The following is a 25,330-nucleotide window of genomic DNA, read 5'->3' as shown; positions in this document are numbered from 1 at the left end:
AGTCCTGGCGTTGGACTGTTAGGCCCCTTCGAGCACCTGTGTGGTGGCCCAAGTGAGGTACTTGGCGGCATTGGCGACGGCGTCTTCCGGGCTCGCCGCGACATCGAGGAGCTGGGCAGCGGCCACCACGCCGTGTTCGGCGAGGTCCTCCTGCGTCACCAGGATGCGTCCGGCCACCACAATGACCGGGATGCCAAGTTCACGGGCGGCGTCGGCAAGCGCGATGGGCGCCTTCCCGGTCAGGGACTGGGAATCCATGGAACCCTCACCGGTGATCACCAGGTCCGAGACCCCCAGCTGCTCGGCGAGACCGGTGAGCCCGGCCACCAGCGCGAAGCCGCCTTCCAGCTTGGCGTCGGTGAAGGCCAGGAACGACGCCGGGAACCCGCCGGCCGCGCCCGCGCCCGGAATGTTGACGTCCCGGCCGGTCGATTCCCGCAGCACTGATGCCCAGTTCCGCAGGCCGGCGTCGAGCAGTTCAACGGCGTCTGCGTCGGCGCCCTTCTGCGGGCCGAAAACGTGGGCGGCACCCTCGGGCCCGTACAGCGGGTTCCGGACGTCCACGGCAATCCGAAACTGCACTGCGGACAAACGGGGATCCAGCTCTGAGGTATCCAGAGCGACCACGTCGGCGAGCGACCCGCCACCGAGCGGCACTACGTTTCCGGCGGAGTCCAGCGGCTTGAGGCCGAGCGCGCGCAGGGCGCCGCTGCCGCCGTCGGTCATGGCCGATCCGCCAAGGCCCAGCACGATTTCCGTTGCCCCGGCATCCAGCGCCGCGGCCACCAACTGCCCGCAGCCGTAGCTGTGGGCACGCAGCGAGTTCTCGGGGGTGGGCTCCATTTCGGCCAGCCCGGACGCTTGCGCCGTCTCGATCACGGCGGTGGCGCCGCCGAAGGCGGTTTTACGGATGGCCCACGCTGCCCCGACGGGAGCCAGGATGGGGCCAACCACTGCGTTAAGCCGCTCTTCGTAGCCCGCCGAGACGGCCGCCTCCAAGGTTCCCTCGCCGCCGTCGGCCACGGGGAACTGGGTGGCCACTGCGTCCGGGTAGACCCGCAGCGCCCCTTCGGCGATGGCGGCTGCCGCCTCGGCGGCCGTCAGCGAGCCCTTGAACTTGTCCGGAGCAATGAGAATGCGCATGCGGTCCATCATGCCAGCCACGCTCCGGAACGCGCTTGCCAGATCCGTAATACGGACGCGTACTCGGCCGTCTCCCCAACTAAGTAGCAGCAGATGTCGTTTTCAGGGCTCAAAACGACATCTGCTGCTACCTAGTTGGGTGGGGGCGCGGCGGGGGAACAGTCAGGCCGTGGAGCCGCGCACCACGAGGGAGCTCGCCAAGGTCAGCTGGGCCTGTTCCAGCGGCCTGCCCTCCATGAGGGCCCGCAGCTGCTCCCCTGCCTTCTGGCCCAGCGGCGTCGCAGGCAGGTGCACGCTGGTAAGGCCGGGATTGCTCGTAGCCGAATACGGGAGGTCGTCAAAGCCGGCTACGGCAAGCTGGTGGGGAATGCGGACGCCTGCCACCCGGGCCTCCTGCAGCACACCGTAGGCGTGGGTATCGGTACCGCAGACGACGGCGGTCACCCCGGCCCGCTGCCAAAGCGGCCACGCCTGCGTGAAGGCGGCCGCCGCCGCACCGACGTCGATCGTGGTGCTGATAATGCAGCCGGAAGGCACCGAGATCCCCCGCAGTGCGGCTTCTTCCAGGAAGGCGGTGCGCCGGACATCGAAGGTGGCGGTGCCGGTCACGCTGTCCACGTAGGCCACCGTCCGGTGCCCGGCCTCGGCCAAATGGGCTGCCAACTGGCGTGCCCCGGAGGCCACGTCAAGGTTCACTGAGGGCGCGTACGACTCCAGCCCGGGGGCGTCGAGCAACACCAGCGGCCCGGCAGCCGAGAGGTCCTCAAGGAAGTCGGAGTTCGGGGCGTCCACGAGAAGGCCGGCCGGGCGAAGTGCCATCAGCTTGCGGACATCGTGGGCCTGGGGAAACTCGCCTGCATCCGTCACGGACAAAAGGAGCTGGTAGTCCGCGCCCAGGGATTCCCTGACTCCGGCGATGACCTTGGCGAAGAACGGGTTGGAGATATCCGGCGCCACCAGGATGACAATGGAGCTCACGCCCTTGGCGAGCGAGCTGCCCACACTGTCCACCACATAGCCAAGCTCAGCGATCGCGTCCCGCACGCGCGTGATGTTGTCCTCGGATACGCGGCCCCGGGTTTTGCCATTGGCCACCAGGGAAACAGTCGCCGTCGAGACGCCGGCCCGGGCGGCAACCATGGCTGCCGTGACCCGCGGTCCCCGGCCCGGCTGCTGCTGGGTGTGCTCCGCGGTTTCCATACCTCGATGGTAGTCGGCGCTGGCGGCCCACTCGCCGCCACCAGACATCCCAAGGCATCAAGCGCTTGACTCAATCTACGTTAAGCGCTTGACGTACGGACGTCCCGGATGCCATGATCTCCCTTGATTGCTTTAGCGCCCTGCCGGTGCCCCGCCCTGGCAGGCCCCAATGACGTGGAGACAAACGTGGACCCCAACCCCGCCACCCCCGGCCGCAAAAAGATCATCCTGGATTGCGACCCGGGCCATGACGACGCCGTGGCGATGCTGCTCGCGCACGGCAACCCGGATATCGAGCTCCTGGCTGTTACCACCGTGGTGGGCAACCAGACCCTAGAAAAAGTCACCCGCAACGCCCTGTCCGTAGGGACTATCGCCGGCATCACGGGTGTTCCGTTCGCCGCCGGCTGCGACCGGCCACTGGTGCGCACTATCGAAACAGCGCCGGACATCCACGGCGAAAGCGGCATGGATGGCCCCGCCCAGCCCGAGTCCGCCATCGAGCTGGACCCCCGCCACGCCGTCGACCTCATCATCGATACCGTCATGGCCCACGAACCGGGCACCGTGACCCTGGTCCCCACCGCCGGACTGACCAACATCGCCATGGCTGCCCGCAAGGAACCGCGCATCGTGGAGCGTGTCAAGGAAGTGGTCCTCATGGGCGGCGGCTACCACGTAGGCAACTGGAGCGCCGTGGCTGAGTTCAACATCATCATCGACCCCGAGGCAGCGCACATCGTGTTCAACGAAAAGTGGCCCGTGGTGATGGTGGGCCTTGACCTCACCCACCAGGCACTCGCCACCCCGGAAGTCGTGGCGAAGATCGACGCAGTTGGCACCAAACCGGCGAAGTTCGTGATGGAACTGATGGAGTTCTTCACCCGGACCTACAAAGATGCCCAGGGCTTCGACTACCCGCCAGTGCACGACCCCTGCGCCGTGGCCTACGTGATCGACCCCAGCATTGTCACCACGCGCAGGGTGCCCGTTGACATCGAACTCCAGGGCAGGCTGACCCTTGGAATGACGGTGGCTGACTTCCGCGCACCTGCTCCCGCGGACTGCAACACCTCTGTCGCCGTCGACCTGGACCACGGACGGTTCTGGGACCTCGTCACCGACGCGCTCATCCGGATCGGCGAACCGCTCACCGGCGAGAAGGGCACCAACGCCAACGCGGCCGACGTCGAACGCCAGGAACGTGCCCAGGTCACCATCGGAGGGATCAAGTAAATGACCGCCACACTCACCGAAACCAAGACTTCCAGCGGCAACGTCACCGCCCTCATGGTCGCCCTGCTGGCAGCCTGCGTGGCGTTCCAGCTCAACGCCTCCATGCTCAGCCCTGCCCTCGTCACCATGGGCAACGAACTGAACACCGACCAGGCCGTCATCGGACTGTCCCAGACGTGGTTCTTTACTGCGGCCGCACTGTTCTCACTCTTCCTGCCGCGCCTGAGCGACATCATCGGCCGCAAGAAGATCCTGATCGGCATGATGCTGCTGATGGCGGTCGGTTCCGTCATCGCGGCACTGGCCCCGGACGTCACGTGGCTGTTTGTGGGCCGCATCATCCAAGGCGTCAGCGGCCCCACCGTGCCGCTATGCCTCATCATGCTGCGCTCCGCCGTCGCCAACCCGCGCAAGTACGGCACGCTTATGGGCCTCATCACTGCAGTCAACGGCGGAGTGGCGGGCGTTGACTCCTTCGTGGGCGGTTACTTCGCCGAGCACTACGGCTTCCGCAGCATCTTCTGGCTGATGGTGGTCCTTGCAGTCGTGGCCACTGCCCTGATCGCCTTCCTTGCCGGCGAAAGCAAACCGGCTGCCGGAACCAGCATGGACTGGCTGGGTGTGTTCTTCATCGTGGTGGCCGTCGGCGCACTGCTCACGGCCCTGAACGAAGGCTCCAAGCTGGTGGGCGCGTTCTCGGCGGGCACCCTCATCCTGGCCATCGGCCTGGTGGCCGTTGCCGCCGTCGCGTTTTATGCGTTCTGGACGGTGGAAAAGCGGGCGAAGGAGCCCATGGTGGAGACCGCTCACCTGCGCCAGCGCTCCACGTGGGCGCCGCTGCTGACCACTACCCTGACCATGACTGGCATCTTCGCCGTCATCAATGGCATCATTCCCGCCTACGTGCAGGCTGCGGCTCCCGGGTTCGGCGTGGGCCCCACCGAAATGTCGCTCATCATCCTTACGCCGTACGCCCTTCTCGGCTGGGTGGTGGGACCCCTCAGCGGCAAGCTGGCACCCGTGTTTGGTTACACCAAGGTGCTGCGCATCGGCATGCTGGGCAGCGTCGCGGCCCTGGCCATCATCGCGTTCTTCGGGCTCAGCAGCCTGCCGCTGATGATCGCCGGAACCGTCTTGCTGGGCATCATGTACGCCGGTACGGTCAACATCATGCTCAACGGCCTCGGTGTGGTGCTCTCCCCTGCCGGCAACCCCGGCTTCCTGCCCGGCATGAACGCCGGTGCCTTCAACCTCGGTGCCGGCCTCAGCTTCCTGGTGCTCCCTGCCGTGCTGGTGGCGACGTCGGCGCTGGGGGACGCAAAGGCTTCCTACCTGACCGTCGTGGTCACCGGGCTGGTCATCACGGTTGCGGCGTTTGCGGCCTCGCTCCTGATCCCGAAGCCGGTTGAGGCTGAGGTGGCCGAATGAGCGCCGGAACCGCAGGCACCGCCGTCGAAAAGATCGGCCGGATCGTCGTCGTCGGGTCCCTGAACGCGGACCTGACCATCTACTGCGAGCGGCTCCCGCTGCCGGGCGAAACGGTGCACGGCACCGGCTTTGCCGTCAATCCCGGCGGCAAGAGCGCCAACCAGGCCGTTGCGGCGAGCCTGCTGGGCGGCTCCGTGAGCCTCGTCGGCGCCGTGGGGAATGACGCCAACGGCGAGATGCTTCTGACGTCCGCGGCCAGCGCCGGCGTGGACATTTCGCGGGTTCGCTCGTCCGCGTCCGAGGCTACGGGTGTGGCTGTCATCGCCGTCGACGAAAACGGCGAGAACAACATCATCATCTCCGCCGGCGCCAACGGCACGCTGTCCCCCACGGACGTCGCGGCGTCAGCGGAGGAGTTCGACGGCGCCGCGGTGGTCTGCCTCTGCCTGGAAGTCAGCCCAGAAACAGTGGAGGCCGCAGCGCGGGCCGGGCACGACGCCGGCGCCACCGTGCTGCTGAACCTCTCGCCGTTCGCGGCGATCAACCGCGAACTGACGGGCCTGACGGACGTCCTGTTGGTCAACGCCCACGAGGCGTCACTTTTCCTTGGCTCAGGAGGGATGCCGGACGCCGCAGCGGACGACGCCGACTGGGACCGGATCAGGGTCCGGTTCGCCGAGCGCGGGCTGCTCAAGGTCCTTCTCACCCTCGGCGCGGAAGGTTCCGTGGTCCTGGACTCAGAGGCGGCCGGTCCGAAAATCACGAAGATTGCGCCCACAGCGGTCAAAGCTGTGGACACCACCGGCGCCGGGGACGCGTTCACGGGGGCCGTGGCCGCACGCCTCGCCGCAGGCCAGCCGCTGGCGGCTGCTGCCCGGTTCGCCTCGGTGGCGGCTGCCCTGGCCACCACGCGCAAGGGTACGCAGGCTGCCTACCCCGACCTGGGAGACGTGGAGCGGCGGCTGGATCCCCGGAACTAGGGCCGCCGCTTACGCCGGGGGTTGCGGGGACTGGTTCCGGGGCTTCAACACCGCGAAGTAGCCGGGGACGAGGCTGGCGCCGGCGTCCCCGGTCATCGGGTTTATTTCGATGGTAGTGGGTCCGTCCTCCAGCAATTCCCAGGTCTCCGGCGGCAAGGCCTTGCTGCGCTCTGCCGGGCCAAAGTGGCCGGGCATTGGCAGTTCGCGGATGGCACGTTCCAACGGCGCGGGGATAGCTTCCTTCGTGGCGCCAAGATGTGTCACGTACTCAACGGCATTGCCCTGGAAATTGGTTTCGGCCAGGAAGACCGCGCCGCGCGTCCCCACCACTTGCCGGAGATTCTCCGCCAGGGCCCTCCGCTCGGCCGGTTCCAGCACGTGCAGGACGCCACGGATGAAGACGTTGGCGTCGGTCCCGTCGGCTAGACCGGCACCGGCATCCGGTTGGGTCATGTCGCGCACCAGGAAGGTGACATTGTCCATTCCCGCGGACTCTTCCTGGGCCCGCTCCACGGCGTGGGAGGACACGTCCACGCCGATGGCCCTCGGGAAAAACGGTGCCAGGGCACGGGTGAAGCTGCCATGGCCGCATCCCACGTCCACCACCGGCAAAGCCGGATCCAGGTGCCGCTGGAGCACGGCAGCGTAGCCAAGCAACTCGTGATCGCTTCCGGAGTCCCACAGCACTTCGCTCTGTGCACCGGTTTGGGCTATTCCGGCCCAGTACCGGTCCCAGGCAACAGTCCTGTCCTTCGGCGCGGAGCGGGACAGCCTGATGAGTTTGGGGACCATGAGGTACTTCCGCAGGGCGGAGCGCATGGTTTTCGCTGGGGAAGACACGGTCCAAATATATGTCGGGCAGGCAACAATTCTTCAGTTAACGTCGGTTACTGCCGGGTATCTGTCCCCAGCCAGGCCAACGTGCAAGCCCGGGCAGCTTCAACCCCGGCACATCGGTACACGCCCCGATTCGGGAGCAGCCGTGCCGCATCCCCCTAGAATGTACTCAATCAGGAGCGAAGGGAGCATAGTGGCAGCGGACACACCCTTTGTCACAGCTATGCAACGCACAGCTGTGGTGGCCGACCCCGACGGCGGGCGGCTGGCGTCCAGCGCCGCAGCCCTCCGCGACGCCGGCTATTTAGTCCACACGGCAGAGGACGCCGGGACCCTTTTCCCGCTGCTCGAGGGCGGCCGGCCGTCGGTCCTTGTGGTTGACAGTTCCCTCTCTCCGCGGGAGTCCCGCGTGCCGGTGCTGGTGCTGGTGGACCTGGACGATGCCACCGAGATCGCCGCCATCGAAGGTTCGGGCGTCCGGGACTGCATCGCCAAGCCTCCGGCTGCCAAAGAGCTGGTGCACCGCGCAACTGCCCTGATCAACCTCGTGGAGCGGCGCACCCGGGCACGGCAGGAGGCCGAGGCCTTGCGCGAGCAGCTCAGGCTGGTTTCGGCTGCCGTGCGGGGAACCAATGATCCGCAGGAAATCGCCGACTACGTCGTGACCGGGTTTGGCGAAACGTTTGGCGCCGACCACGTGTGGCTGACCACGTTCGAAGATGAACGTGTTCCCCCAATCACCGCCCAGTGGAGCCGGCCCGGCCTGGATCCGCTGCGGGCGGGCCCGCTGGAGGATGAAGCCACAGCCCGCTCCACGGCCGACCAGCTGTGGGCCAGGGCTGAAGTGCTGACCTCCGACGGCTCAGACGGTTCCATCAGGCTCCCCAAGTCGCTGGAGGACCTGCACGCGAAGGCATCTGTGGTGGTGCCCATGGGAGAAGGAAACTCTTCCCTGGGCATTTTGTGGATCGCCCTGCTGGACAGCCCGCGGGCGTGGTCACGCGCCGAACTGGGGCTCATCCAGCATGTGGCAGGCAATGCAGCCCATGGACTGATCCAAAGCCACCTGATCAGCAGCCAGCTCCAGGTAGTCAAGCAACTGCAGGAGCTGGACAAGGCCAAGACCGATTTCCTCGCGACGGTCAACCATGAACTGCGAACGCCATTGACGTCGATCATGGCGTACCTGGACATGATCCAGGAGAGCACGGCGGATCCCGTGTCGCCGGAGGTCCACCAGATGCTGGACATCGTGGTCAGGAACACGGAACGGCTGCGGATGCTCATCGAGGACATGCTGAGCGTTTCCCGCAGCGGAGGCGGCGATGGCCAGCTTCACCTGACGCCGGTCCGGCTGGGCCGTACGCTGGAAATCGTGGCCGGCGCCCTCCGCCCGTTGGCCACGCTGCAGGATGTCACCATAGCGCTGGAACCCGCACAGGAGGATCCTGAACTCATGGGGGATGAGGTTCAACTGCAGCAGGTCTTCACCAACTTGGTCTCCAATGCCATCAAGTTCACTCCCAGCGGAGGAAAGATCCACGTGGGAAGTGCTGCCCATGCCGACTCTGACGGTACGCGATGGGCAACCGTCCGCGTGACGGACACCGGGATAGGCATTTCCAGTGAGGAAATCTCCCATGTCTTCACGCGCTTCTACCGCGCTTCCAATGCCATGGCGGGGGCGGTCCCGGGCACCGGCCTGGGCCTGGCCATCACGAAGGACATCGTGAGCCGGCACGGGGGCCACATTGATGTGGCCTCGGAGCTGGGAGCAGGCACCACGGTCACCGTGACCCTGCCGCTTGCCCATGAGGCCCGGGCGAGCTGACCGCCGGAAGGAGCATTCCAGGTGTTTGCTGACAATGACCCCAGGGTCTCGCAGCTGCTGGAGGGCATCGTCCGGCTGGCCTCCGGCGACCTCAACTCGAGGATTGAAGTGTCCCCCGCCAGGGACGAGCTCGATGCCATCATCATGGGCACGAACCTCCTCGCCGAAGACCTGCAGATTATCTACGAGGAACTTGAACAGCGGGTGGAGGTCAGGACCAAGCTGCTCCACGAGGCCCACCTGGAGATGCAGAAAATGGCCATGCAGGACCCGCTCACCGGGCTGGCCAACCGTTCAGCGCTCCTGACTGCGCTGAAGTCGGCGCAGTCCGACGGGACGGGAGACTCACCCGTCATCCTGCTGCTGGACCTGGACGCCTTCAAATCGATCAACGACACCCAGGGCCACACCGCCGGGGACAAGGTGCTGATCACCGTGGCTGAACGCATCCGCAATGCAGTCCGGAGCACCGACGTCGTGGCCCGGTTGGGCGGCGATGAGTTTGCCATAGTGATGCCGGCGACGGGAGCCGACCAGGCCGCCGTCGTTGGACAACGGATCCTGGCAGCGCTGAAAGAACCGATCGAGCTTCCCGACCGGAGCATCCGCTGCGCCGCAAGCCTGGGCCTGAGCGTCGGGGATGCCGGCCAGGGCCCAGAAGAAATGCTGATGCAGGCCGATGTGGCCATGTACGCCTCAAAAGCGGAGGGCCTGAACCGGCTCCACTTCTTCGAGCCCGGGCTCCTGCTGGTGCGCAGGCTCCGCAGCCAGCTGTTGGATGACCTGAGGTCCGCGCTGAAGGGCGAAGGCCTGGTGCTCCATTACCAGCCTGTGGTGGAGCTGGCCACCGGCCGCGTGGAGGGTGTGGAGGCACTGATCCGCTGGAACCACCCCACCCGGGGACGGATCATGCCCGATGAATTCATCCCCTTGGCGGAAGAGGCCGGCCTGATCTCGGAGCTGGGCCGCTGGGTCCTCACTACCGCCGTGGAGCAGCTGCGCCAGTGGGTCGACGAAGACGCGGTGGACAGCAGGTTCTCGATACGGATCAACATTTCGGCCACCGACCTGCAGAGCCTCCAGTTCATCGAGGATGTCCGGGGAGTTTTGAAGGAGACGGGTGTCCGTCCCGAGCAGGTTGTCCTGGAGCTCACCGAGATGGCCATCGTGAAGGGCAATGATCTGGACCGCTATTCGCTGGGCGGCCTGCGCGGGCTGGGCGTCGGGATCGAAATCGACGATTTCGGGACGGGTTATTCATCCATCAGCTACCTTCGGCGGCTCCCGGTGGATCGGGTCAAGGTGGACCGTTCCCTGATCGTTGGGCTGGGAACGGACCCCAGCCAGCCAGCCCTGGTGGCCGCAGTCCTGCAACTGGTGCGGGCCTGCGGGCTCGAAGCTGTATGGGAAGGTGTGGAAACGGCTGAGCAGGCTGAGCACTTGCGCAACCTGGGCTGCCTCAGTGCGCAGGGCTACTTCTTCAGCAGGCCCTTGCCCGCCGAGGATATCCCCGCCCTGGTGGCGGCGGCGTTTCCGGCCGGGAATGTGGGCCTATAGTGCGGAAAAGGGCTGTACTTTTGCCCTGCCCGATATACGATCATGATGCGGTGTCAGAATTACACTGCATGGGAGATCGGACATAATCAGAAGTGGCTGATTCCGAAGGTATCTGGAAATTGAACAATTACGGGGCCAACGGGTCATTACTTCGTCAACTGGGGGCGTAGTTAATGTCGGTTCGAGTACAGGCTTGGGGAGTAATTGCTGCTGTGCTGGCAGGTTCGGATCCTGCCCAGGCAGCCACGCGTCAGCGTCTTAGCGACCGTCTTGATGAGAATCCGGGAGTACCCGAAAGGGCCCTTCTGGAGCATCTGTTGGAAAGCCGGCAACAGGACAGCTTGGGCAGCGGAACCCCGGACACCGCCCGAGTGCCGTTCCCCCGCGACGCCATGCCCCCGCAGTTGCTCGAACGCCTGGATACCATCCGCAGCCTCTCAAGGATCAGCGCCTTGCTGGAGAACCAGATGTTGATGACCGCTTTCCAGCCCATCTACGGCCTGGCGAGCAAGGGCGTTGTTGGCGTGGAGGCACTCTCGCGGTTCGTCAGCGACGACGGCGCAGGCGCCGAGCTGTGGTTTGCCGAGGCCGCGTCCGTGGGGCTGGGGGCGAACCTGGAATTCTCCGCGCTGGGTTCCGCTGCGGCCGCCGCCGCAAATCTCCCCCCACACCTCTACGTTTCCCTGAATGTCTCACCGACGTCCTGCATTGACCCGCGGCTGCCCGAATTGTTCGACCACATCGAACTGCCAGTGAGTCGGATTGTGCTCGAATTGACCGAGGGAATTCCGGATGACGAATACCCGCATTTCATTGCCGCAATTACCCCGCTGCGTGAGCGCGGCCTCCGCATTGCCATCGACGATTCGCACTCCGGAGCCGGCGCGCTGAGCCGGATGGTTCACCTGCGCCCCGATTTCATCAAACTTGGACGCGACATCATCAGCGGCGTGGACAGCGATTCAACCCAGCAGGCGCTGGCGGCCTGCATGGTGGACTTCGCCGAGCAGATCGGCACAGTGCTGGTGGCCGAAGGCGTGGAGACCCGCGAGGAACTGCAGGTGCTGACGGATCTTGGCGTCAGCGCCGGCCAGGGCTACCTGCTGGGCCGGCCGTCGGTCCGGCCCCAGGACTGGGCGGCCTGGAACACTGCCAAGGACCCGGACGGCCTGATCAGGCAGCTCTCCGAGGCGGAGAACGTTGCCCACGGCTCACCAGGGACAGCCGACAAGCACTGAGTGCGAGCCGCATTGCCCTGAGGCCTTAGGGCAACGGCGGCCGCCTACTCGCTGTGCCCCTGGTCCCCGCTCATCTGGTCCTCGGCCGGAGGGGTCTCCCCCGGCGGGACGCCGCCGCCCGGTTCGAGGCCGGTGATGTTTCCCTCCTGCGGATCGGGATTGGCCGTTCCTGCAGAGTCCTTTGCTGGGCGCGCCTGATCTGTGCCGGCGTCGGCCATTTCCGTGCCTGGCCGGTCCGGGTTGGCGGGATCGTTTTCCGGATGGTAGCTGCTCATGGTGCTGGTTCCTTCCTGGATGGCTGCGGACTCTCCCTCAGCTCTGGACTAATTGTAAGCATGCTGATAATTCTGGAAGGGTTCCGGGATGGCAGAACAGGCCGTCCCCCCGAGCAGAAGGAGCACTGACATGGGCATCGGCGACAGCATCGGCAAGGCAGCAGAAAACGCGATGGAAGATCTGGCGGGGACCTCATCGCCCACGGAGAACACCCGGGTTCCGGAGCCCACGGATCCCAACAGCGACGTCGAGGTCCATTCGTCCATCAGTGAAGGATCCAACGCGATGGAGGCGGAGAAGGAAAAGGCGCCCGGACTCAAACCCGGCACGGCGACAGGACCGGTTTCTTCCCATCCGGCGGAGCCGGACACTGCTCCTGGCCCCTCAGGCGATGGCGCAGCGGAAGGTGCTGGCCAGTCCGCTGACGACGCCGGCGGTGTCCCCCGCGATGTTCCGGGTCCGGCGGGCCTGCCGGACGGCGACCCTGACTCCTTGCGTGCCGATCCGGGCGAGGGCGACCAGGACCCTTCCAGGGATTTGGGCCGCAGCTGACCGTCTGACAAGCGACTGGGACGTTTCGGGTTCCCGGGCTCAGGTTTCCGTCCACTCCCCGCGTTCCAGCAGCACCTGCTTGAGGAGGTCCGCCCGGTCGGTCACGAGGCCGTCCACGCCAAGGTCCAGCAACCTTCGCATTTCGGCGGGGTCATTGATGGTCCACACATGCACCATCAGGCCCAGGGCGTGTGCGCGCCGGACGTAACCGCGGGTGACCACCCTGAACCCGCCATAGCTGACCGGGACCTGCAGCGCCTGGACGTCCTTCAGTGGGGCCCGGAGCAGCAGCCGAACCCAGGCCGCGGGCAGGGGCCGCAACAGGAAAAAGAGAGTGTTCGTGGCAATCCCGGCCGACGACGCAACGGGGCGGCTGAGCAGCTTCAGCACCGCCCGACGTCGTCGGTCCGAGAAGCTGGCCACCAGCACACGGTCATGGAGGCTGTGCCGCTCGATGCCGGCGGCGAGGCTTCGCACCGAATTCCAGTCCTTGACGTCCAGGTTCAGCCTGACCCCGGGAAGGGCAGCCACCAGTTCGTCGAACAGCGGCACTGGTTCGTGGCCACCGATCCGGGCCGCAGCCACCTCGACGGCGGTGAGCTCACAGATCCGGCCGACGGCGTCCGTCACCCGGTCCAGTGTCTCGTCGTGGAACAGCACCAGCACGCCGTCGGACGTTGTGTGCACATCCGTTTCCAGGTAGGTAAAGCCGAGGTCGACGGCGGCGCGGAACGCGGCCATGGAGTTCTCCAGGCCTTCGCGCGAGTAGCCGCGGTGGGCCATGGCCACCGGACGTCCGGCGTTGTGCAGGAACGGCGAGGATGCAGTCACAATGCGAGCGTACCGGCTACTCCTGCGGGACAACCTCCACGCCATCGCTGCAGTGCAGCAGCATGCGCCCGCGGCCGCCATCGAGGTCCACCCAAATGGCGGTGTGGTCCCACGTGATGGCATCCACGAGGCCGCCGCTTTCGAAGCCGGGCGCGAGGCGGACCAGGACACGGTCGCCCTGCTTGAGCTTTTTCCAATGGGCTGCCGGTACCGCCGGACGCAGCGGCGCTTCGGCCGCATCGTGCTTGACGTTCCTTGCCATGATGTCCCCTTGAGCCGTGGATCGGTTGTCCACTTCCTACGCTAGGGCGGCAAGGTAAACGGCAGGTGAGCGCCAGCTGTGAAAAAGGGCGTCAAGCTAGGGAAGTTTTACCCCAAGCGAGGTGAGCCGGGCCTCAAGAATCTGGGCCACGCCGTCGTCGTCGAAATGGGGCGCCTGCTGGCCAGCGGCAAGGATGGCCTCCGGGTGGCCGCTGGCCATCGCGTAGCCGTGGCCGGCCCAGCGGAGCATCTCGATGTCGTTGGGCATGTCGCCGAAGGCCACCACGTCGGCGGCGTCGATGCCCAGGGATTTGGCGTATTCGGCCAGCGTGACGGCTTTGTTGACACCCGGCAGGGACAGCTCCAGCATGGAGACCCCTGGTGAGGAGTGTGTGGCGGCGGCCAAGTGCTGGATGGCGGGTTTCACCTCGGCGAGGAAGCTGTCCGGAGTGCCTTCGCGGACGATGGCCAGGAATTTGATGACGCGGTCGTCCGGGGTGAGCGTGTCAGCAAGCGGTGCCGGCGTGAACTCGGCGAGCAGTTCGCTGGATCCGTTCTCGATGAACCCGGGCTCGAGGTGGAAGCCGGTCAGGGTTTCCGCTGCGAAGAGTGCAGTGGGCCGCAGTTCCTTGATGATCCGGCGGATCTCCAGGACCGATTCGATGCTGAGGGCCCGGGCGGAGACCAGCCGGTTATCCTCCAGGTCCCACACCACGGCGCCGTTGGAGCAGATCACGGTGCCGGTGTGGCCCAGCTGTTCTTCGAGGGGGTGCAGCCAGCGCGGCGGACGGCCGGTGACAAAGACAAGTTCGACGCCGGCTTTCCGGCAGGCGTGGAAGGCACGGACGGTGCGGTCGCTGATCTTTCCGTCGTGTCCAAGAATGGTTCCGTCAATGTCACTTGCTACCAGCCGCATCCTGCCAGTCTACGTGGCTTGCTTGGACCGCTCGTCCTCCTCTTTGAAGCCGGTTACCGGAGGGGTACCCCTTCACCGTGGAGCTTGGCGAAGGGATACCCTTCCATGGCTGCCGGCTCTTCCCGGCGTCCTGCTCAGTCAGGAACGGACACCAGTTCGGTGGCCGTCGGAGGCTCTGTTTGGGCCGGACCCCGCGACGAACGTTCTGCGGCGGGCGCCGCATGCGCGGCAAGCACACCGGTCTGATGCCTGATCTTGAGCCGATAGAGCAGGGCGCCGCCGCCGGCGACGGCACCGACAAACAGGACGCCGCCCCACTGCAGGTACCACTCAAACGGGGGCACTGAGTTGTAGATTTCCGGGCGGGGCCAGATCAGGTTCACGGTCATGGCGCCGCCCCAAAGCACCGCCACAATGTTCACAGGCAGCCCCCACTTGCCCAGGCTGAAGCCCGGTTCGGTGTCGTCGTCCGCGAGCGGCCACTTCTTCTGGAACCGCTTGCGGAGCATCGGGACGGTGACCAGCAGGTAGGACAGGTAGATCAGGACAATGCTGATGCTCGAAAGGATGGTGAAGATCGCGGGCTGGGAGACGTTGACGATCAGGGGAATGATGGCGATGAGTCCGATGACGATGGCCGCCACCGTGGGCGTCTTCCGCTCTGGATGCACCTTGCTGAGCTGGCCGCTAAAGGGCAGGTTGTTGTCCCTGGCCATAGCGAACATCATGCGGATGGCGGCGGCGTGAACGGCCAGGGTACAGACGATCACTGCCACGACGATGCACACCAGGAACGCCTTACCGAAGGGGCCTCCCAACACGGAGAGCACGATGTACTGCAGGCCGCCGTCGGCAGCGCCCAGCTTGGGGTCGTTGAGGTCGGGGGCGGCCAGGAGTCCGCCAAGGAGAATCAGGCCGCCCAGGACGAAGGACGCCGTGATTGCACGCAGGATGGCCTTGGGGGCTGTCTTTTTCGGGTCCTTTGTTTCCTCGCCGAGGGAACTGGCGGTGTCAAAGCCGTACATGACGTAACCAGAGGCCATGGCGCCGATGAGGAACACCCCGAAGAAGCCAAGGTCGTGGTCCATGCCGTAGCCTGCGGTGCTGAAAAGGACTTCCGGCCCCCGCACCACATGCCAGGCAAGGGCCAGGATGAGGAGCACGGCAGCAGCGAGCTCCACGAAGACGCCTATGCTGTTAATTTTGGTCATCAGCTTCACGCCGAAGGCGTTAATCATGGTGGAGATGGAGATCATGATGCTGGCGAGCAGCACGCCGTTGAGGGCGAAATCGTAGGTGCCCGTGCCGTCGCCGATGATCTGGAAACCGGACCAGATCTGGGGCAGGGTGAGCTGCAGTGCAAGGGCCACGGCCCCGAGCGCCACGATCGAGGAGATGAGCAGCAGCCAGCCGGCCAGCCAGGCGAACGTCCCTGACGAGAGCCGCTTGGCCCAGTTGTACACCGAGCCGGCCACCGGGTAGCGGCCTGCCAGCTCAGCGAAGCAGAGGGCTACCATCAGCTGGCCGGCGAAAACGAGGGGCCAGGACCACGCGTAGGCGGGGCCGGCCATGGAAAAGCCAAAGTAAAAAAGTTGGAATACGCCGGTGAGGATGGAGATGTAGCTGACTCCTGCCGCGAAGCTGGCGAACTTACCGATGCTGCGGTCCAGGGTCTGGGCATAGCCGAATTCGTCCATGCCACTTGCGTCTGCACGCTTTGTGGGTTCTAACATCCGAGCTCCTAAGTGAGAAAAGCACGATGGTGATGACCCGCGGCCGCCATTGGACGCGGGTTTATATCAGGGCCGGGCACTGCGCTCGGCAGCGCCCGGCCGTTCCCCCATTGCCGTTGCCTATTCGGCCGGAACCGCCCCCGTTCCGTCCGAAGATGAACCGAACCAGCCGCTGGGTGCGGGCTGGATGTTCTGCCAGATATGTTTTGCCTCGCGGTATTCGTTGAGGCCCGCGCTGCCAAGTTCACGGCCAATGCCGGACTTGCCGAATCCGCCCCACTCCGCCTGCGGGACGTACGGGTGGTAGTCATTGATCCATACTGTTCCGTGCCGGAGGGCGCCCGCAACGCGCTGCGCTTTCGATGCGTCCGATGTCCAGACCGCTCCCGCCAGGCCGTACTCCGTGTCGTTGGCTATGGCAACGGCCTCGGCTTCGGTCCGGAACGTCTCGACGGTCAGCACCGGGCCGAATGATTCCTCCCGCAGCACGCTCATACCCGAGCGGCAGTTACCGAGCACGGTGGGCGGGTAGAAGAATCCGTCCGCGAGCGCCCCGTTGTCGGGGATGTAGCCGCCGCACAACAGCTCGGCGCCCTCCGCGATGCCGGCCTGGACGTAGGCGTGAACCTGTTCGCGGTGCTTGGCGGAAATCAGCGGGCCCGTTTCTGCGTCGGGATCAAACGGCCCGCCCATCCGGATCTTTTTCGCCCGTTCAACCACCTCGGCAACGAAGCGCTCCGCAATGATCTCCTCGACGACAAGCCGCGCCCCGGCCGAGCAGACCTGGCCGGAGTGCAGGAAAACGGCTGTCAGGGCGTTGTCGACGGCGGCGTCCCAGTCCGCGTCCGCGAAGACGACGTTGGGGTTCTTCCCGCCGAGCTCGAAGGCGACGCGCTTCACGGTCTCCGCGGCGGCCGCCATGATGGTCTGGCCCGTAGCAAGGCTTCCGGTCAGGGAGACGAGATCCACGCGCGGGTCCGAACTCAGCACGGGACCCACCCTCGACCCGGATCCCGTGACCAGGTTCGCGACTCCGGCGGGAACCCCGGCCTCTGCCAGTGTTTCCATGAGCAGGATGGAGGTGGACGGCGTGAGCTCGCTGGGCTTGAGCACAAAGGAGTTTCCCGCGACAAGTGCCGGTGCCACTTTCCAGGCGGCCTGGAGGAGCGGGTAGTTCCATGGTGCGATGAGGGAACAGACGCCGAGCGGTTCGTAGACTACGCGGCTGATGGCATTCGGCCGGCCCGTATCGATGACCCTGCCGGCATCGAGGCCCGCTATCTTTCCGTAGTAGCGGAAGCATGCGGCTATGTCGTCAATGTCGTATTCGGCCTCGACGAGGCGCTTGCCCGTATCCAGCGCCTCGGCCCGGGCGTAAGCCGCCTTGTCCCGCTCAAGCAGCCCGGCGATGCGAAGCAGCACCTCGCCGCGTTCGATATCCGTCAACCGGCGCCACGCACCGCCGTCGAACGCTGCCCGTGCACTCGCGATTGCCCGCTCAGCGTCCTCGACGGTCGACGAGGCTACAACCGTTACCTCATGTCCGTCCGCCGGACAGCGCACAACTGTTGTCCCGCCGTCGGATGCCTGGTGCCATGAGCCGTCAATGTACAGGCCCTTAATGGGGTCCTGCCCTTTCCCGGCGTGATGGATTTGTTCAACGGTGGCGGTCATGGTTTCTCCTTTTCCATTCCATCAATCATGCCTAGGCCCCAGCCGCGGGGGCAGCTGCAGTATCAGCGGCGTTACGCTCTGTGCCGTCCTTTTCAAGGGGAGTGATCCCGTGGCGGTAGAACTCCGTGTGCTGCGCGGCCAGCGGCGCCTTGCCGAGGATGAGGTCGGAGGCCCTTTCGGCCAGCATCATCACCGGGGCGTAGATGTTCCCGTTCGTCACATAGGGCATGGCGGAGGCGTCGACGGCGCGCAGGCCCTTGGTGCCGTGGACGGACATGTCCAGCGGGTTGACCACTGCCATTGGGTCGGATTCCGGGCCCATCTTGGCGGTGCAGGAGGGGTGCAGGGCGGTTTCTGCGTCCCTGGCCACCCAGTCCAGGATTTCAGCATCCGTCTGCACGCTGCGGCCGGGAGACAGCTCGCCGCCGTTGAACGGGCCCATGGCCTGCTGGCCCAGGATGTCGCGGGAGATCCTGACGGCTTCCACCCATTCGCGGCGGTCCTGCTCGGTGGAGAGGTAGTTGAAGACCATCGACGGGTGGACTGTCGGGTCCGTGGACTTTATCTTGAGGCTGCCGCGGGCGTCCGAGTACATCGGGCCGATGTGCACCTGGTAGCCGTGCTTGGCGTCTGCCTTCTGGCCGTCATAACGGACGGCGACAGGCAGGAAGTGGAACATGAGGTTGGGGTAGGCCACGTCCTCGTTGGAGCGGACGAATCCCCCGCCTTCGAAGTGGTTGGTGGCTGCCGGGCCCTTGCGGCCGAAGAGCCACTGCAGCCCGATCCACGGCATGCGCCAAACATCCAGGGCCGGCTGCATGGACACAGGCTGCGTGCAGGCGTGCTGGATGTAGACCTCCAGGTGGTCCTGCAGGTTCTCGCCGACGCCGGGCAGGTTCACCACGGATTTGATGCCCAGCGATTTGAGGTGCTCGGCATCGCCCACACCGGAGAGCTGGAGCAGCTGGGGAGTGTTGATGGCGCCGCCGGACAGAATCACTTCACCGGCGTTGACCGTGTGCAGCTTGCCGTTGCGGCGGTACGTGACGCCCGTGGCAGTGGTGCCCTTGAAGTTGACCTTGGTGACCATCGCCCTGGTCAGCACTGTGAGGTTTGGCCGGCTGGAGTTGGGACGGATGTGCGCCCTTGAAGCTGACAGGCGCTGGCCCTTGTGGACGTTACGGTCAAAGGCCGCGAAGCCTTCCTGACGGTAGCCGTTAACGTCGTCGGTGAGGGGGTAGCCGGCTTCCTGGGCGGCTTTGAAGAACGCCTGGAAGAGCGGGTTGGTGGCCGGGCCGCGTTCCAGGACCAGCGGGCCGTCGTGTCCACGGAGTTCGTCGTTCGGATCCGCGGCCAGGGCATTTTCCATCTTGTTGAAGTACGGAAGGCAGTGGGCGAAGTCCCAGGTTTCCATGCCGGCGTCGGCACCCCAGCGCTCGTAGTCGAGGGGATTGCCGCGCTGGAAGATCATGCCGTTGATGGAGCTGGAGCCGCCCAGGACCTTGCCGCGGGCATGGGCCACACGGCGGCCGCCCATGTACGGCTCAGGATCCGACTGGTAGCGCCAGTCGTACAGCGGGTTGCCGCTGGGGAAAGTCAGTGCGGCGGGCATCTGGATGAAAAGGTCCCAGGGGTAGTCGCTCCGTCCGGCCTCAAGAACCAGGACGCTGTTGTGGCCGCCCTCGCTGAGCCGGTTGGCGAGCACGGAACCTGCGCTTCCGCCTCCGACGATGACGTAGTCGTAGTGGGTTTTGGTCATGCTGCAAACTCTCCTTCTACCTGGTGCCGACCAGCCGCTGAGGGCGGTCGTCCTTCTTCCGGAAGCGGGCAATGCCTCTTGGTGCCCGGGAAAACTCTTTGTTGGATCTTTGGAATTGCTGGCGCACGGCGCCGGCAGGGTATTTACCTAGCCGGATGCGGAGGTTGCCGACGTGGCCTTGGAACTGCAGCCGCGCCGGATTTTCCTTGGGCCGCGAAGGGAGGTCGGCGTTGACGCCCCCTCATGTCCGCTTGGTGTGGTGTAGGTCATACTCATGCAGAATAGTGCACCTTGAACAAGTGTTCAATAGCCCGACTGGACAAGTGTTCAAAATTTACGTGGGCGTAACATCGCCCATGCACCCTGCCGTTCGGTTACTAATCCAACGCCCCCGGCCGCCTTGGGATGCCAACTCAGGCGCACCCCACCCTGACGAAGCGGGTGCCATGTATTGGCTTCTCTGCGGCGAACCCCGAACTCAACCTGACAGAATGAGGGTTGGAGGCGCACAATCCACTTAGCGAGGCAACCACAGTGACTCGACAGATCTTCGACAGCCATTTCCACATCATCGATTCCCGCTTTCCGCTCGTGCGAAACAACGGATACCTGCCGCCCGAGTTCACGGCGACGGACTATCTGCGCGCCGTTTCAGATCTGGGAGTTACGGGCGGTGCCGTGGTTTCGGGTTCATTCCAGGCTTTCGACCAGAACTACCTGACCGACGCACTTGCAACACTCGGCCCGATGTTCGTGGGCGTTGCCAACATTGCCGAGACGACAAGCGATGAGGAACTTCTTCGTCTTGCTGAAGCGGGAGTCCGCGGCGTTCGGTTCAATCTCTACCGTGGCGGCTCCGCAGAAATTGAAAGTGTCTCCTCACTTGGGCGACGAGCATGGGATGTTGCAGGGATGCACGTCGAGTTCTACCTCGACGCGCATGACCTCGTTGACTTGGAACCGGTCATTACAGCACTTCCGAAGGTGAGCATCGACCACTTGGGAATGACTTCGACGCATCGCGATATCCTGCTCCGACTCGTGTCCCGTGGCGTACGCGTGAAGGCCACAGGCTTCGGCCGGGTCCAACTGGACGTGACTTCGACTATTCGGGAGATCCACCAAGAGAACCCCGAGGCGTTGATGTTTGGAACTGATCTCCCCAGCACCCGGGCTCCAGTGCCCTTCCATCGGGACGACCTGGAACTCGTTGCGGACATTCTTGCGGACGGCACGAGCCTCGCCCTTTACGACAACGCGGCACGCTTTTACGGTTTGACTGCGTAGCCCCCAACCTTGCGGTTGGTTTGCCCGTCGTTGAGCTCAACAGCCGACCTCCGCCCGGGCGCCAACAGCGTCACCCTGTCCTTGGAGGAGTAACCCTAGTCCGACCGCGGCCAAGGTAGCTTTTCTGATGGGTGGCAGCTCAGTGCTTCCTTGGCCATCTTATGGATGCAACGCAGAGAACTGCTGATGACATCCATAAGGCTCCCCCCGGTCCGGCTGGAGCTGCCAGCAACCCTGCCCCTATCGGCAAGGCAACCTGTCCGAGGCGGTTTGCGAGGAGCCTCAGCGCCAGTGCGGCGCCGCGTGCGTCAGGAGGAACCGCCTGGGTAATGAGCGTCATCGTGATCGGTTGTCCGAGACCGAGGAAGAATCCAATGATGGCTAAGAGGATCGCCGCCAGGACAGGATTCCCGAACAGCCACGGCAGGGTCGCCAAGACTTCGAGGCCGGGGCCTTCACTGGAGCTGCTTCTGTTTTTGGAGCGTTGGCACGTTGCTTCGTTGATGCCCCGAAAGCGACCGGGATGGCCAGGACCGCTATTGCCCCGGCGAGTATCAATGCGGCGTTGGCGTCCATGAGCCGGGTGTCGGCTGGAGCGTTTCCTGCAGCTCCCATGGCCAGACCTGCAACCAGCGGACCGACGAGCTGGCCTAGGGAGAATGCCGCGGTGAACCAGCCGAAGGCTGCATCCATCCTGCTGAGCGGAACAAATCGTGCGATGGCGGACTGACCGGCAATCGTGAAGCACAGGTGCCCTATGCCCAGAACCGCGCTGGCCACACCAACAAGCAAAAGAGATGGGGCGGCCGAGAGCAGGAAACACCTTGTAAGAGATGAGCGGCCTTGCCAGATTGAGAGCGATCTGGCAAAGCACCGCGGATCCAATCAGCATCCATAACCAACGGATCGACTTGCTTTCGCTCACCCCTCCCCCATTGGTGCTGCCAGGTCAGCCGATGCCAACAGAAGCGATACCGACACGAAGTGCCTCACTGCCGGCGCTGGGCTTCTCGAAGGCAGTCCATCAGCGAAAGTCCGCTGTCGTATCTTTGGCTACCTGCAGGAGCGTCGCTTGGAAGGCCATTTCCGCGGCAGCACGTACCCTGTCGTGGCGGTGAGCGAGGAGCACCCTTCGAGACGGTGCACTCGAACCCAGTGAAACGATGCTGACACCGGGATGCTTATTCACCACTGCGGTTCGCGGAGCAAGCGCGATGCCCAGGCCAACACTGACCATGGCCTGGGCCTCCTGGTAGTCGTTGGCTTGGAAAGCGATCCGTGGAGTGAACCCTGCCGCGCTTGCGCTTCGTTGCAGTACTTCAACCACAGGATGCGCGTCACCGCGAACGATCCATTCTTCTGCGGCCAAATCTGCCATGTCCACCTGCTTACGGCGCGCCAGCCGGTGGTCCTTTCCGACTATGAGTGCGGTTGCGTCTTCGAAGACAGTCGTGAGCGCAAAGTCGCCAGGGTCAATCCGGTTCCATTCGTAGTCCCAGAGAAGAGACATTCCAACTTGGCCGTTTTCCAGCATTTCAACTAAGTCCTCGAAGCGGCTGCTTCGGACGTGCAGTTCGATGGCCGGGTATTCCTTCTTGAACCTGCTGATCACGAGCGGGAGAAAGGATCCGCCCAGGGTGGGGAACGTCCCCATGGTGAGGCTGCCCCGGTGGAGTCCGGCGATTTCTGCCAGATCCGCCTCTGCGGCGGCCATCTGGCGCAGGATACGGCGGGTGTGCGCAGCCAGAACGTGCCCGGCATCGGTGGGGACCATGCCACGGGTCTGCCGTTGAAGAAGCGGCTGCCCGATTTCAGTTTCCAGACGCCGTAGCTGCTGCGAGACTCCCGACGGTGAGTACACATGCTTTTCTGCAGCAGCGGTGATCGATCCAAGCTCAACCACATCCAACAGCAATTCCAGCCTTCGAATGTTCAACACAGCCGCGCCTCCTTTGAAGTGTTACTTAAGCCCCCTAAACAATCTTAGGCTCATGCTTCATCGAAAGCGGAATTTCGCGCGCCAGTCAGGTCCAGGCTTCCGGGATCATGACGAAAAGCCGTTGGCAATCCTATGTTCACTACTCGCAATTGAAGTAAAAGTGCATAGAGCTGCATTATTTGGCGTTTGTAATTCATTTGAGGTTCGCATCACACTTAGATCAGCCGGCAAGGCTTGCAAGGCCCAAAGAAGGGCCCAGGAAGGTGTGAAAGCAATCATGTTTAAGATCCCAGCAGCGTGGATGCGGGGCGGCACTAGCAAGTGTTGGGTGTTCGAGTGGGACAACCTCCAAGTCCCGGGCAAGAGCGTGGACGAAGTTCTTCTCCGTCTCTTCGGCAGCCCCGACAACCGTCAGATCGACGGCGTGGGCGGCGGAACGTCCACGACGAGCAAAGCAGTCATCCTGTCCCGCTCCCTTAGCGACGAGGCCGATGTCGACTACACGTTCGCACAGGTGGCCATCGACGAGCAGAAGGTGGACTGGGGCAGCAACTGCGGGAACTGCTCCGCCGTAGTCGCCCCGTATGCCATCCAACGGGGATGGGTAACTCCCGGCCAGGAGACCACAACGGTCCGAACCCTGAACACCAACACAGACCAGCTCATTCTGCAGAAGGTTCCAACGCCGGACGGCGAACTTCAGGACCCGGGCACCCAGATGATTCCGGGCGTTCCGTTCCCCGGAATGGCAGTCGGCCTGGGATTCCTGGACCCCGCCGGGAGAACCACCGGAAAACTGTTCCCTACCGGTGAACCGCTGGACAAGGTGACCTTCGACGGACGGGAAGTGCCAGCCACTCTCATCGATGCCGGCGCTCCTCTGATCATTCTGGACGCTGAGTCCATCGGCCTCACCGGCAAAGAGACGGCCGCGGACATCGACAGCCAGGCTGCACTCCTTGTGCATCTGGACGACGTCCGCAGAGATGCCGCCGTGCGCATGGGTCTTGCAGCCACGCGCGCTGAGGCCGCTCGAGCGATACCGAAGCTGGCTCTGGTCGGCAAAGCGTCCCAGAACGATGAAGCCGACCTCAACGTCAGAATGCTGTCCATGGGAAGGCTCCACCCTGCCCTGGCCATCACGGGAAGCGTGGCGCTCACCATGGCCGCCCAGCACGAAGGCACCGTGGTCCGGGACCTCCTCACAACTGATCCGTCCTCAGGGCTGGTCATGCGGACTCCGGCCGGCATCGTCCAGACATGGGCGGAAATTCGCGACGGCGTGCCCGTCGTCGGAACCATTCGAAGCGCCCGCCGCATCGCGGACGCCGAACTGCTGCTTCCAGAGTCCTGGTAAGCGGAACACAAACAAACAGCCTGTCCTCCTATCGACGCCGGAGTGGTGTTGCATTGAGGTAGGCCCTACCTAAGGATTCCTCAATGACGAGCAACAAGTCATCCTTGGAGGCGCCCGGACTCTTCCCGGAAGGCACCGACGGGCAGACCGAGCCAAGCGAACAGCCCGATCCGCCCAAGCACTCGCGGCGCACCATCCTCACAGCCGTCGGCGCCTTCGCACTGCTGGGAACGGCAACCACCGTCCTGGGTGGGAGCCTGCTTAACCCACCCTCCAGCACCGAAGACGGCGATTTCAGCGGCGAAACCCTCGAATTCCTGATTCCTCTGGCTTCAGGCGGTGGAACAGATACCTGGGCCCGGTTCATCGGCACCGAACTTACTAACTACGTCCCCGGCCGCCCCGGTTTTGCACCCGTGAACGAGGCCGGCGGCGAAGGTATCTTGGGCACCAACAGGTTCGCGCGCTCAGCCAAGACCGACGGCACCGAGATCCTGGTCGGCACGGCATCCACGGTCGTGCCCTGGGTCCTGGGACGCTCGGCCGTGAAGTACTCCTTCGAAGACCTCAAACCTGTTGTTGTGAACGGCACCGGTGGAGTCATTTATGCCCGGGCCGAAGCCGGGGTTGCAGGTATTCAGGACCTGATCAACAGAGAACAGCCGCTTGAGTTCGGCGGGATCAGCGCCACAGGCCTGGACATCACTACCCTGGTAGCCTTCGACCTGCTCGAAGCAGACGTGACGAGCACGTTTGGTTTCGAAGGCCGAGGCCCGGTCAACCTGGCCCTGCAGCGCGGGGAAATCGACCTGGACTACCAGACGACCTCAGCCTACGGCTCAGCCGTAGCCGGCATCGTGAAGGAAGGCAAAGCCGTCGTCCTCATGTCCTTCGGCCAGCTGAACGAGGCCGGGGACGTCATCCGTGACCCGAACTTTCCCGACGTACCCACGGTCGCAGAAGCCTACGAAACGCTCCACGGAAAGAAACCGTCAGGGGAAAAGTACGAGGCCTACAAGACCCTGCTCGGGCTCACCTACACCTATCAAAAAGGACTCTGGGTTCCGCAAGAGACCCCTGAGAAGGCCTACACATTGCTGCGCCAGTCCAGCGAAAAACTCGGCATGGACGCAGGATTCCAGGAGAAGGCCGCCAAAGTGCTCGGCGGCTACCCCCTCGTTGCGGACCCCGGAGTGGCCGATCGCGTCCGGGACGCCTACAAAGTCAGCGGCTCCGTCCGGTCCTATGTCACAGGGCTGCTCGCGAGCAAATACAACATCCACGTTGAGTAAGGA

At 64.4% G+C, this 25,330-nt stretch carries 22 protein-coding genes; 10 read left to right on the top strand and 12 right to left on the bottom strand.

Annotated elements, in window-relative coordinates; translation table 11 throughout:
* Positions 1-18: 18 nt before the first annotated feature.
* Positions 19-1,143: a glycerate kinase gene (locus ACLKOZ_RS04385; protein ID WP_436473093.1), complete on the bottom strand. Its 1,125-nt coding sequence runs from the start codon at positions 1,141-1,143 to the stop codon at positions 19-21.
* 162 nt (positions 1,144-1,305) lie between these two features.
* Complete coding sequence (locus tag ACLKOZ_RS04380; RefSeq protein WP_337350771.1) at positions 1,306-2,283, bottom strand: LacI family DNA-binding transcriptional regulator; 978 nt, start codon at positions 2,281-2,283, stop codon at positions 1,306-1,308.
* A 234-nt stretch (positions 2,284-2,517) separates the two neighbouring features.
* Here ACLKOZ_RS04380 and ACLKOZ_RS04375 point away from each other — a divergent pair, with 234 nt between their 5' ends.
* The 3 genes from ACLKOZ_RS04375 to ACLKOZ_RS04365 are packed head-to-tail and all read left to right on the top strand — an operon-like array spanning position 2,518 to position 5,987.
* Complete coding sequence (locus tag ACLKOZ_RS04375) at positions 2,518-3,579, top strand: nucleoside hydrolase (protein ID WP_337350609.1); 1,062 nt, start codon at positions 2,518-2,520, stop codon at positions 3,577-3,579.
* On the top strand, positions 3,580-5,007 hold the full coding sequence (locus ACLKOZ_RS04370) for an MFS transporter (protein ID WP_436473091.1): 1,428 nt from the start codon (positions 3,580-3,582) through the stop codon (positions 5,005-5,007). It abuts the gene before it with no gap.
* Complete coding sequence (locus ACLKOZ_RS04365; protein ID WP_436473090.1) at positions 5,004-5,987, top strand: ribokinase; 984 nt, start codon at positions 5,004-5,006, stop codon at positions 5,985-5,987. Before ACLKOZ_RS04370 ends, ACLKOZ_RS04365 begins: the two co-directional genes overlap by 4 nt.
* Before the next feature lie 9 nt (positions 5,988-5,996).
* Here ACLKOZ_RS04365 and ACLKOZ_RS04360 read toward each other — a convergent pair whose 3' ends face one another.
* A complete protein-coding gene (locus ACLKOZ_RS04360; protein WP_436473504.1) occupies positions 5,997-6,806 on the bottom strand; it encodes a class I SAM-dependent methyltransferase in 810 nt (269 codons plus the stop codon).
* A gap of 241 nt (positions 6,807-7,047) precedes the next feature.
* Here ACLKOZ_RS04360 and ACLKOZ_RS04355 point away from each other — a divergent pair, with 241 nt between their 5' ends.
* The 3 genes from ACLKOZ_RS04355 to ACLKOZ_RS04345 all read left to right on the top strand — a co-directional run bounded on the left by ACLKOZ_RS04355 (position 7,048) and on the right by ACLKOZ_RS04345 (position 11,450).
* The gene (locus ACLKOZ_RS04355; protein ID WP_436473503.1) at positions 7,048-8,655 is read left to right on the top strand and encodes an ATP-binding protein; all 1,608 of its coding nucleotides are present in this window, start codon (positions 7,048-7,050) and stop codon (positions 8,653-8,655) included.
* Positions 8,656-8,676: 21 nt separating this feature from the next.
* On the top strand, positions 8,677-10,212 hold the full coding sequence (locus ACLKOZ_RS04350) for a putative bifunctional diguanylate cyclase/phosphodiesterase (protein WP_436473088.1): 1,536 nt from the start codon (positions 8,677-8,679) through the stop codon (positions 10,210-10,212).
* A gap of 173 nt (positions 10,213-10,385) precedes the next feature.
* Positions 10,386-11,450: an EAL domain-containing protein gene (locus ACLKOZ_RS04345; RefSeq protein ID WP_436473086.1), complete on the top strand. Its 1,065-nt coding sequence runs from the start codon at positions 10,386-10,388 to the stop codon at positions 11,448-11,450.
* Positions 11,451-11,494: 44 nt separating this feature from the next.
* Here the strand turns inward: ACLKOZ_RS04345 and ACLKOZ_RS04340 are convergent, their stop codons facing one another.
* Positions 11,495-11,725, bottom strand: coding sequence for a DUF6480 family protein (locus ACLKOZ_RS04340; protein WP_436473084.1), 231 nt, complete (start codon positions 11,723-11,725; stop codon positions 11,495-11,497).
* Between the two features lie 130 nt (positions 11,726-11,855).
* Between ACLKOZ_RS04340 and ACLKOZ_RS04335 the strand changes: the two genes are divergently transcribed.
* The gene (locus ACLKOZ_RS04335; protein WP_337345359.1) at positions 11,856-12,278 is read left to right on the top strand and encodes a hypothetical protein; all 423 of its coding nucleotides are present in this window, start codon (positions 11,856-11,858) and stop codon (positions 12,276-12,278) included.
* A gap of 39 nt (positions 12,279-12,317) precedes the next feature.
* Here the strand turns inward: ACLKOZ_RS04335 and ACLKOZ_RS04330 are convergent, their stop codons facing one another.
* From ACLKOZ_RS04330 to betA, 6 genes are all read right to left on the bottom strand, one after another.
* Positions 12,318-13,061 carry a glycerophosphodiester phosphodiesterase gene (locus tag ACLKOZ_RS04330; RefSeq protein WP_436473501.1) on the bottom strand — a complete coding sequence of 248 codons (744 nt, stop codon included), beginning with the start codon at positions 13,059-13,061 and terminating at the stop codon, positions 12,318-12,320.
* 64 nt (positions 13,062-13,125) lie between these two features.
* Positions 13,126-13,371: a hypothetical protein gene (locus ACLKOZ_RS04325; RefSeq protein ID WP_337345358.1), complete on the bottom strand. Its 246-nt coding sequence runs from the start codon at positions 13,369-13,371 to the stop codon at positions 13,126-13,128.
* 96 nt (positions 13,372-13,467) lie between these two features.
* Positions 13,468-14,286, bottom strand: coding sequence for an HAD family hydrolase (locus ACLKOZ_RS04320; RefSeq protein ID WP_436473081.1), 819 nt, complete (start codon positions 14,284-14,286; stop codon positions 13,468-13,470).
* Between the two features lie 134 nt (positions 14,287-14,420).
* Positions 14,421-16,019 carry an APC family permease gene (locus ACLKOZ_RS04315; protein WP_436473079.1) on the bottom strand — a complete coding sequence of 533 codons (1,599 nt, stop codon included), beginning with the start codon at positions 16,017-16,019 and terminating at the stop codon, positions 14,421-14,423.
* Positions 16,020-16,139: 120 nt separating this feature from the next.
* Positions 16,140-17,693 (bottom strand): aldehyde dehydrogenase family protein, encoded by a 1,554-nt coding sequence (locus tag ACLKOZ_RS04310; protein WP_436473077.1) that lies wholly within the window; start codon positions 17,691-17,693, stop codon positions 16,140-16,142.
* Between the two features lie 31 nt (positions 17,694-17,724).
* Positions 17,725-19,452: a choline dehydrogenase gene (betA, locus tag ACLKOZ_RS04305; protein WP_436473075.1), complete on the bottom strand. Its 1,728-nt coding sequence runs from the start codon at positions 19,450-19,452 to the stop codon at positions 17,725-17,727.
* Between the two features lie 534 nt (positions 19,453-19,986).
* Between betA and ACLKOZ_RS04300 the strand changes: the two genes are divergently transcribed.
* A complete protein-coding gene (locus ACLKOZ_RS04300) occupies positions 19,987-20,739 on the top strand; it encodes an amidohydrolase family protein (protein ID WP_436473073.1) in 753 nt (250 codons plus the stop codon).
* Between the two features lie 381 nt (positions 20,740-21,120).
* Here ACLKOZ_RS04300 and ACLKOZ_RS04295 read toward each other — a convergent pair whose 3' ends face one another.
* Positions 21,121-21,519: an MFS transporter gene (locus tag ACLKOZ_RS04295; protein WP_436473071.1), complete on the bottom strand. Its 399-nt coding sequence runs from the start codon at positions 21,517-21,519 to the stop codon at positions 21,121-21,123.
* A 244-nt stretch (positions 21,520-21,763) separates the two neighbouring features.
* Positions 21,764-22,678: a LysR family transcriptional regulator gene (locus ACLKOZ_RS04290; protein WP_337345343.1), complete on the bottom strand. Its 915-nt coding sequence runs from the start codon at positions 22,676-22,678 to the stop codon at positions 21,764-21,766.
* 277 nt (positions 22,679-22,955) lie between these two features.
* Between ACLKOZ_RS04290 and ACLKOZ_RS04285 the strand changes: the two genes are divergently transcribed.
* On the top strand, positions 22,956-24,035 hold the full coding sequence (locus ACLKOZ_RS04285) for a PrpF domain-containing protein (RefSeq protein ID WP_436473069.1): 1,080 nt from the start codon (positions 22,956-22,958) through the stop codon (positions 24,033-24,035).
* 83 nt (positions 24,036-24,118) lie between these two features.
* A complete protein-coding gene (locus tag ACLKOZ_RS04280; RefSeq protein WP_436473067.1) occupies positions 24,119-25,327 on the top strand; it encodes a Bug family tripartite tricarboxylate transporter substrate binding protein in 1,209 nt (402 codons plus the stop codon).
* Positions 25,328-25,330 lie beyond the last annotated feature (3 nt).

This window comes from Arthrobacter sp. R4 (genome assembly GCF_051365025.1).
Lineage (GTDB): Bacteria > Actinomycetota > Actinomycetes > Actinomycetales > Micrococcaceae > Arthrobacter.
The sequence above is the reverse complement of the archived record's forward strand: the minus strand, read 5'-3'. Positions and strand labels throughout refer to the sequence as shown.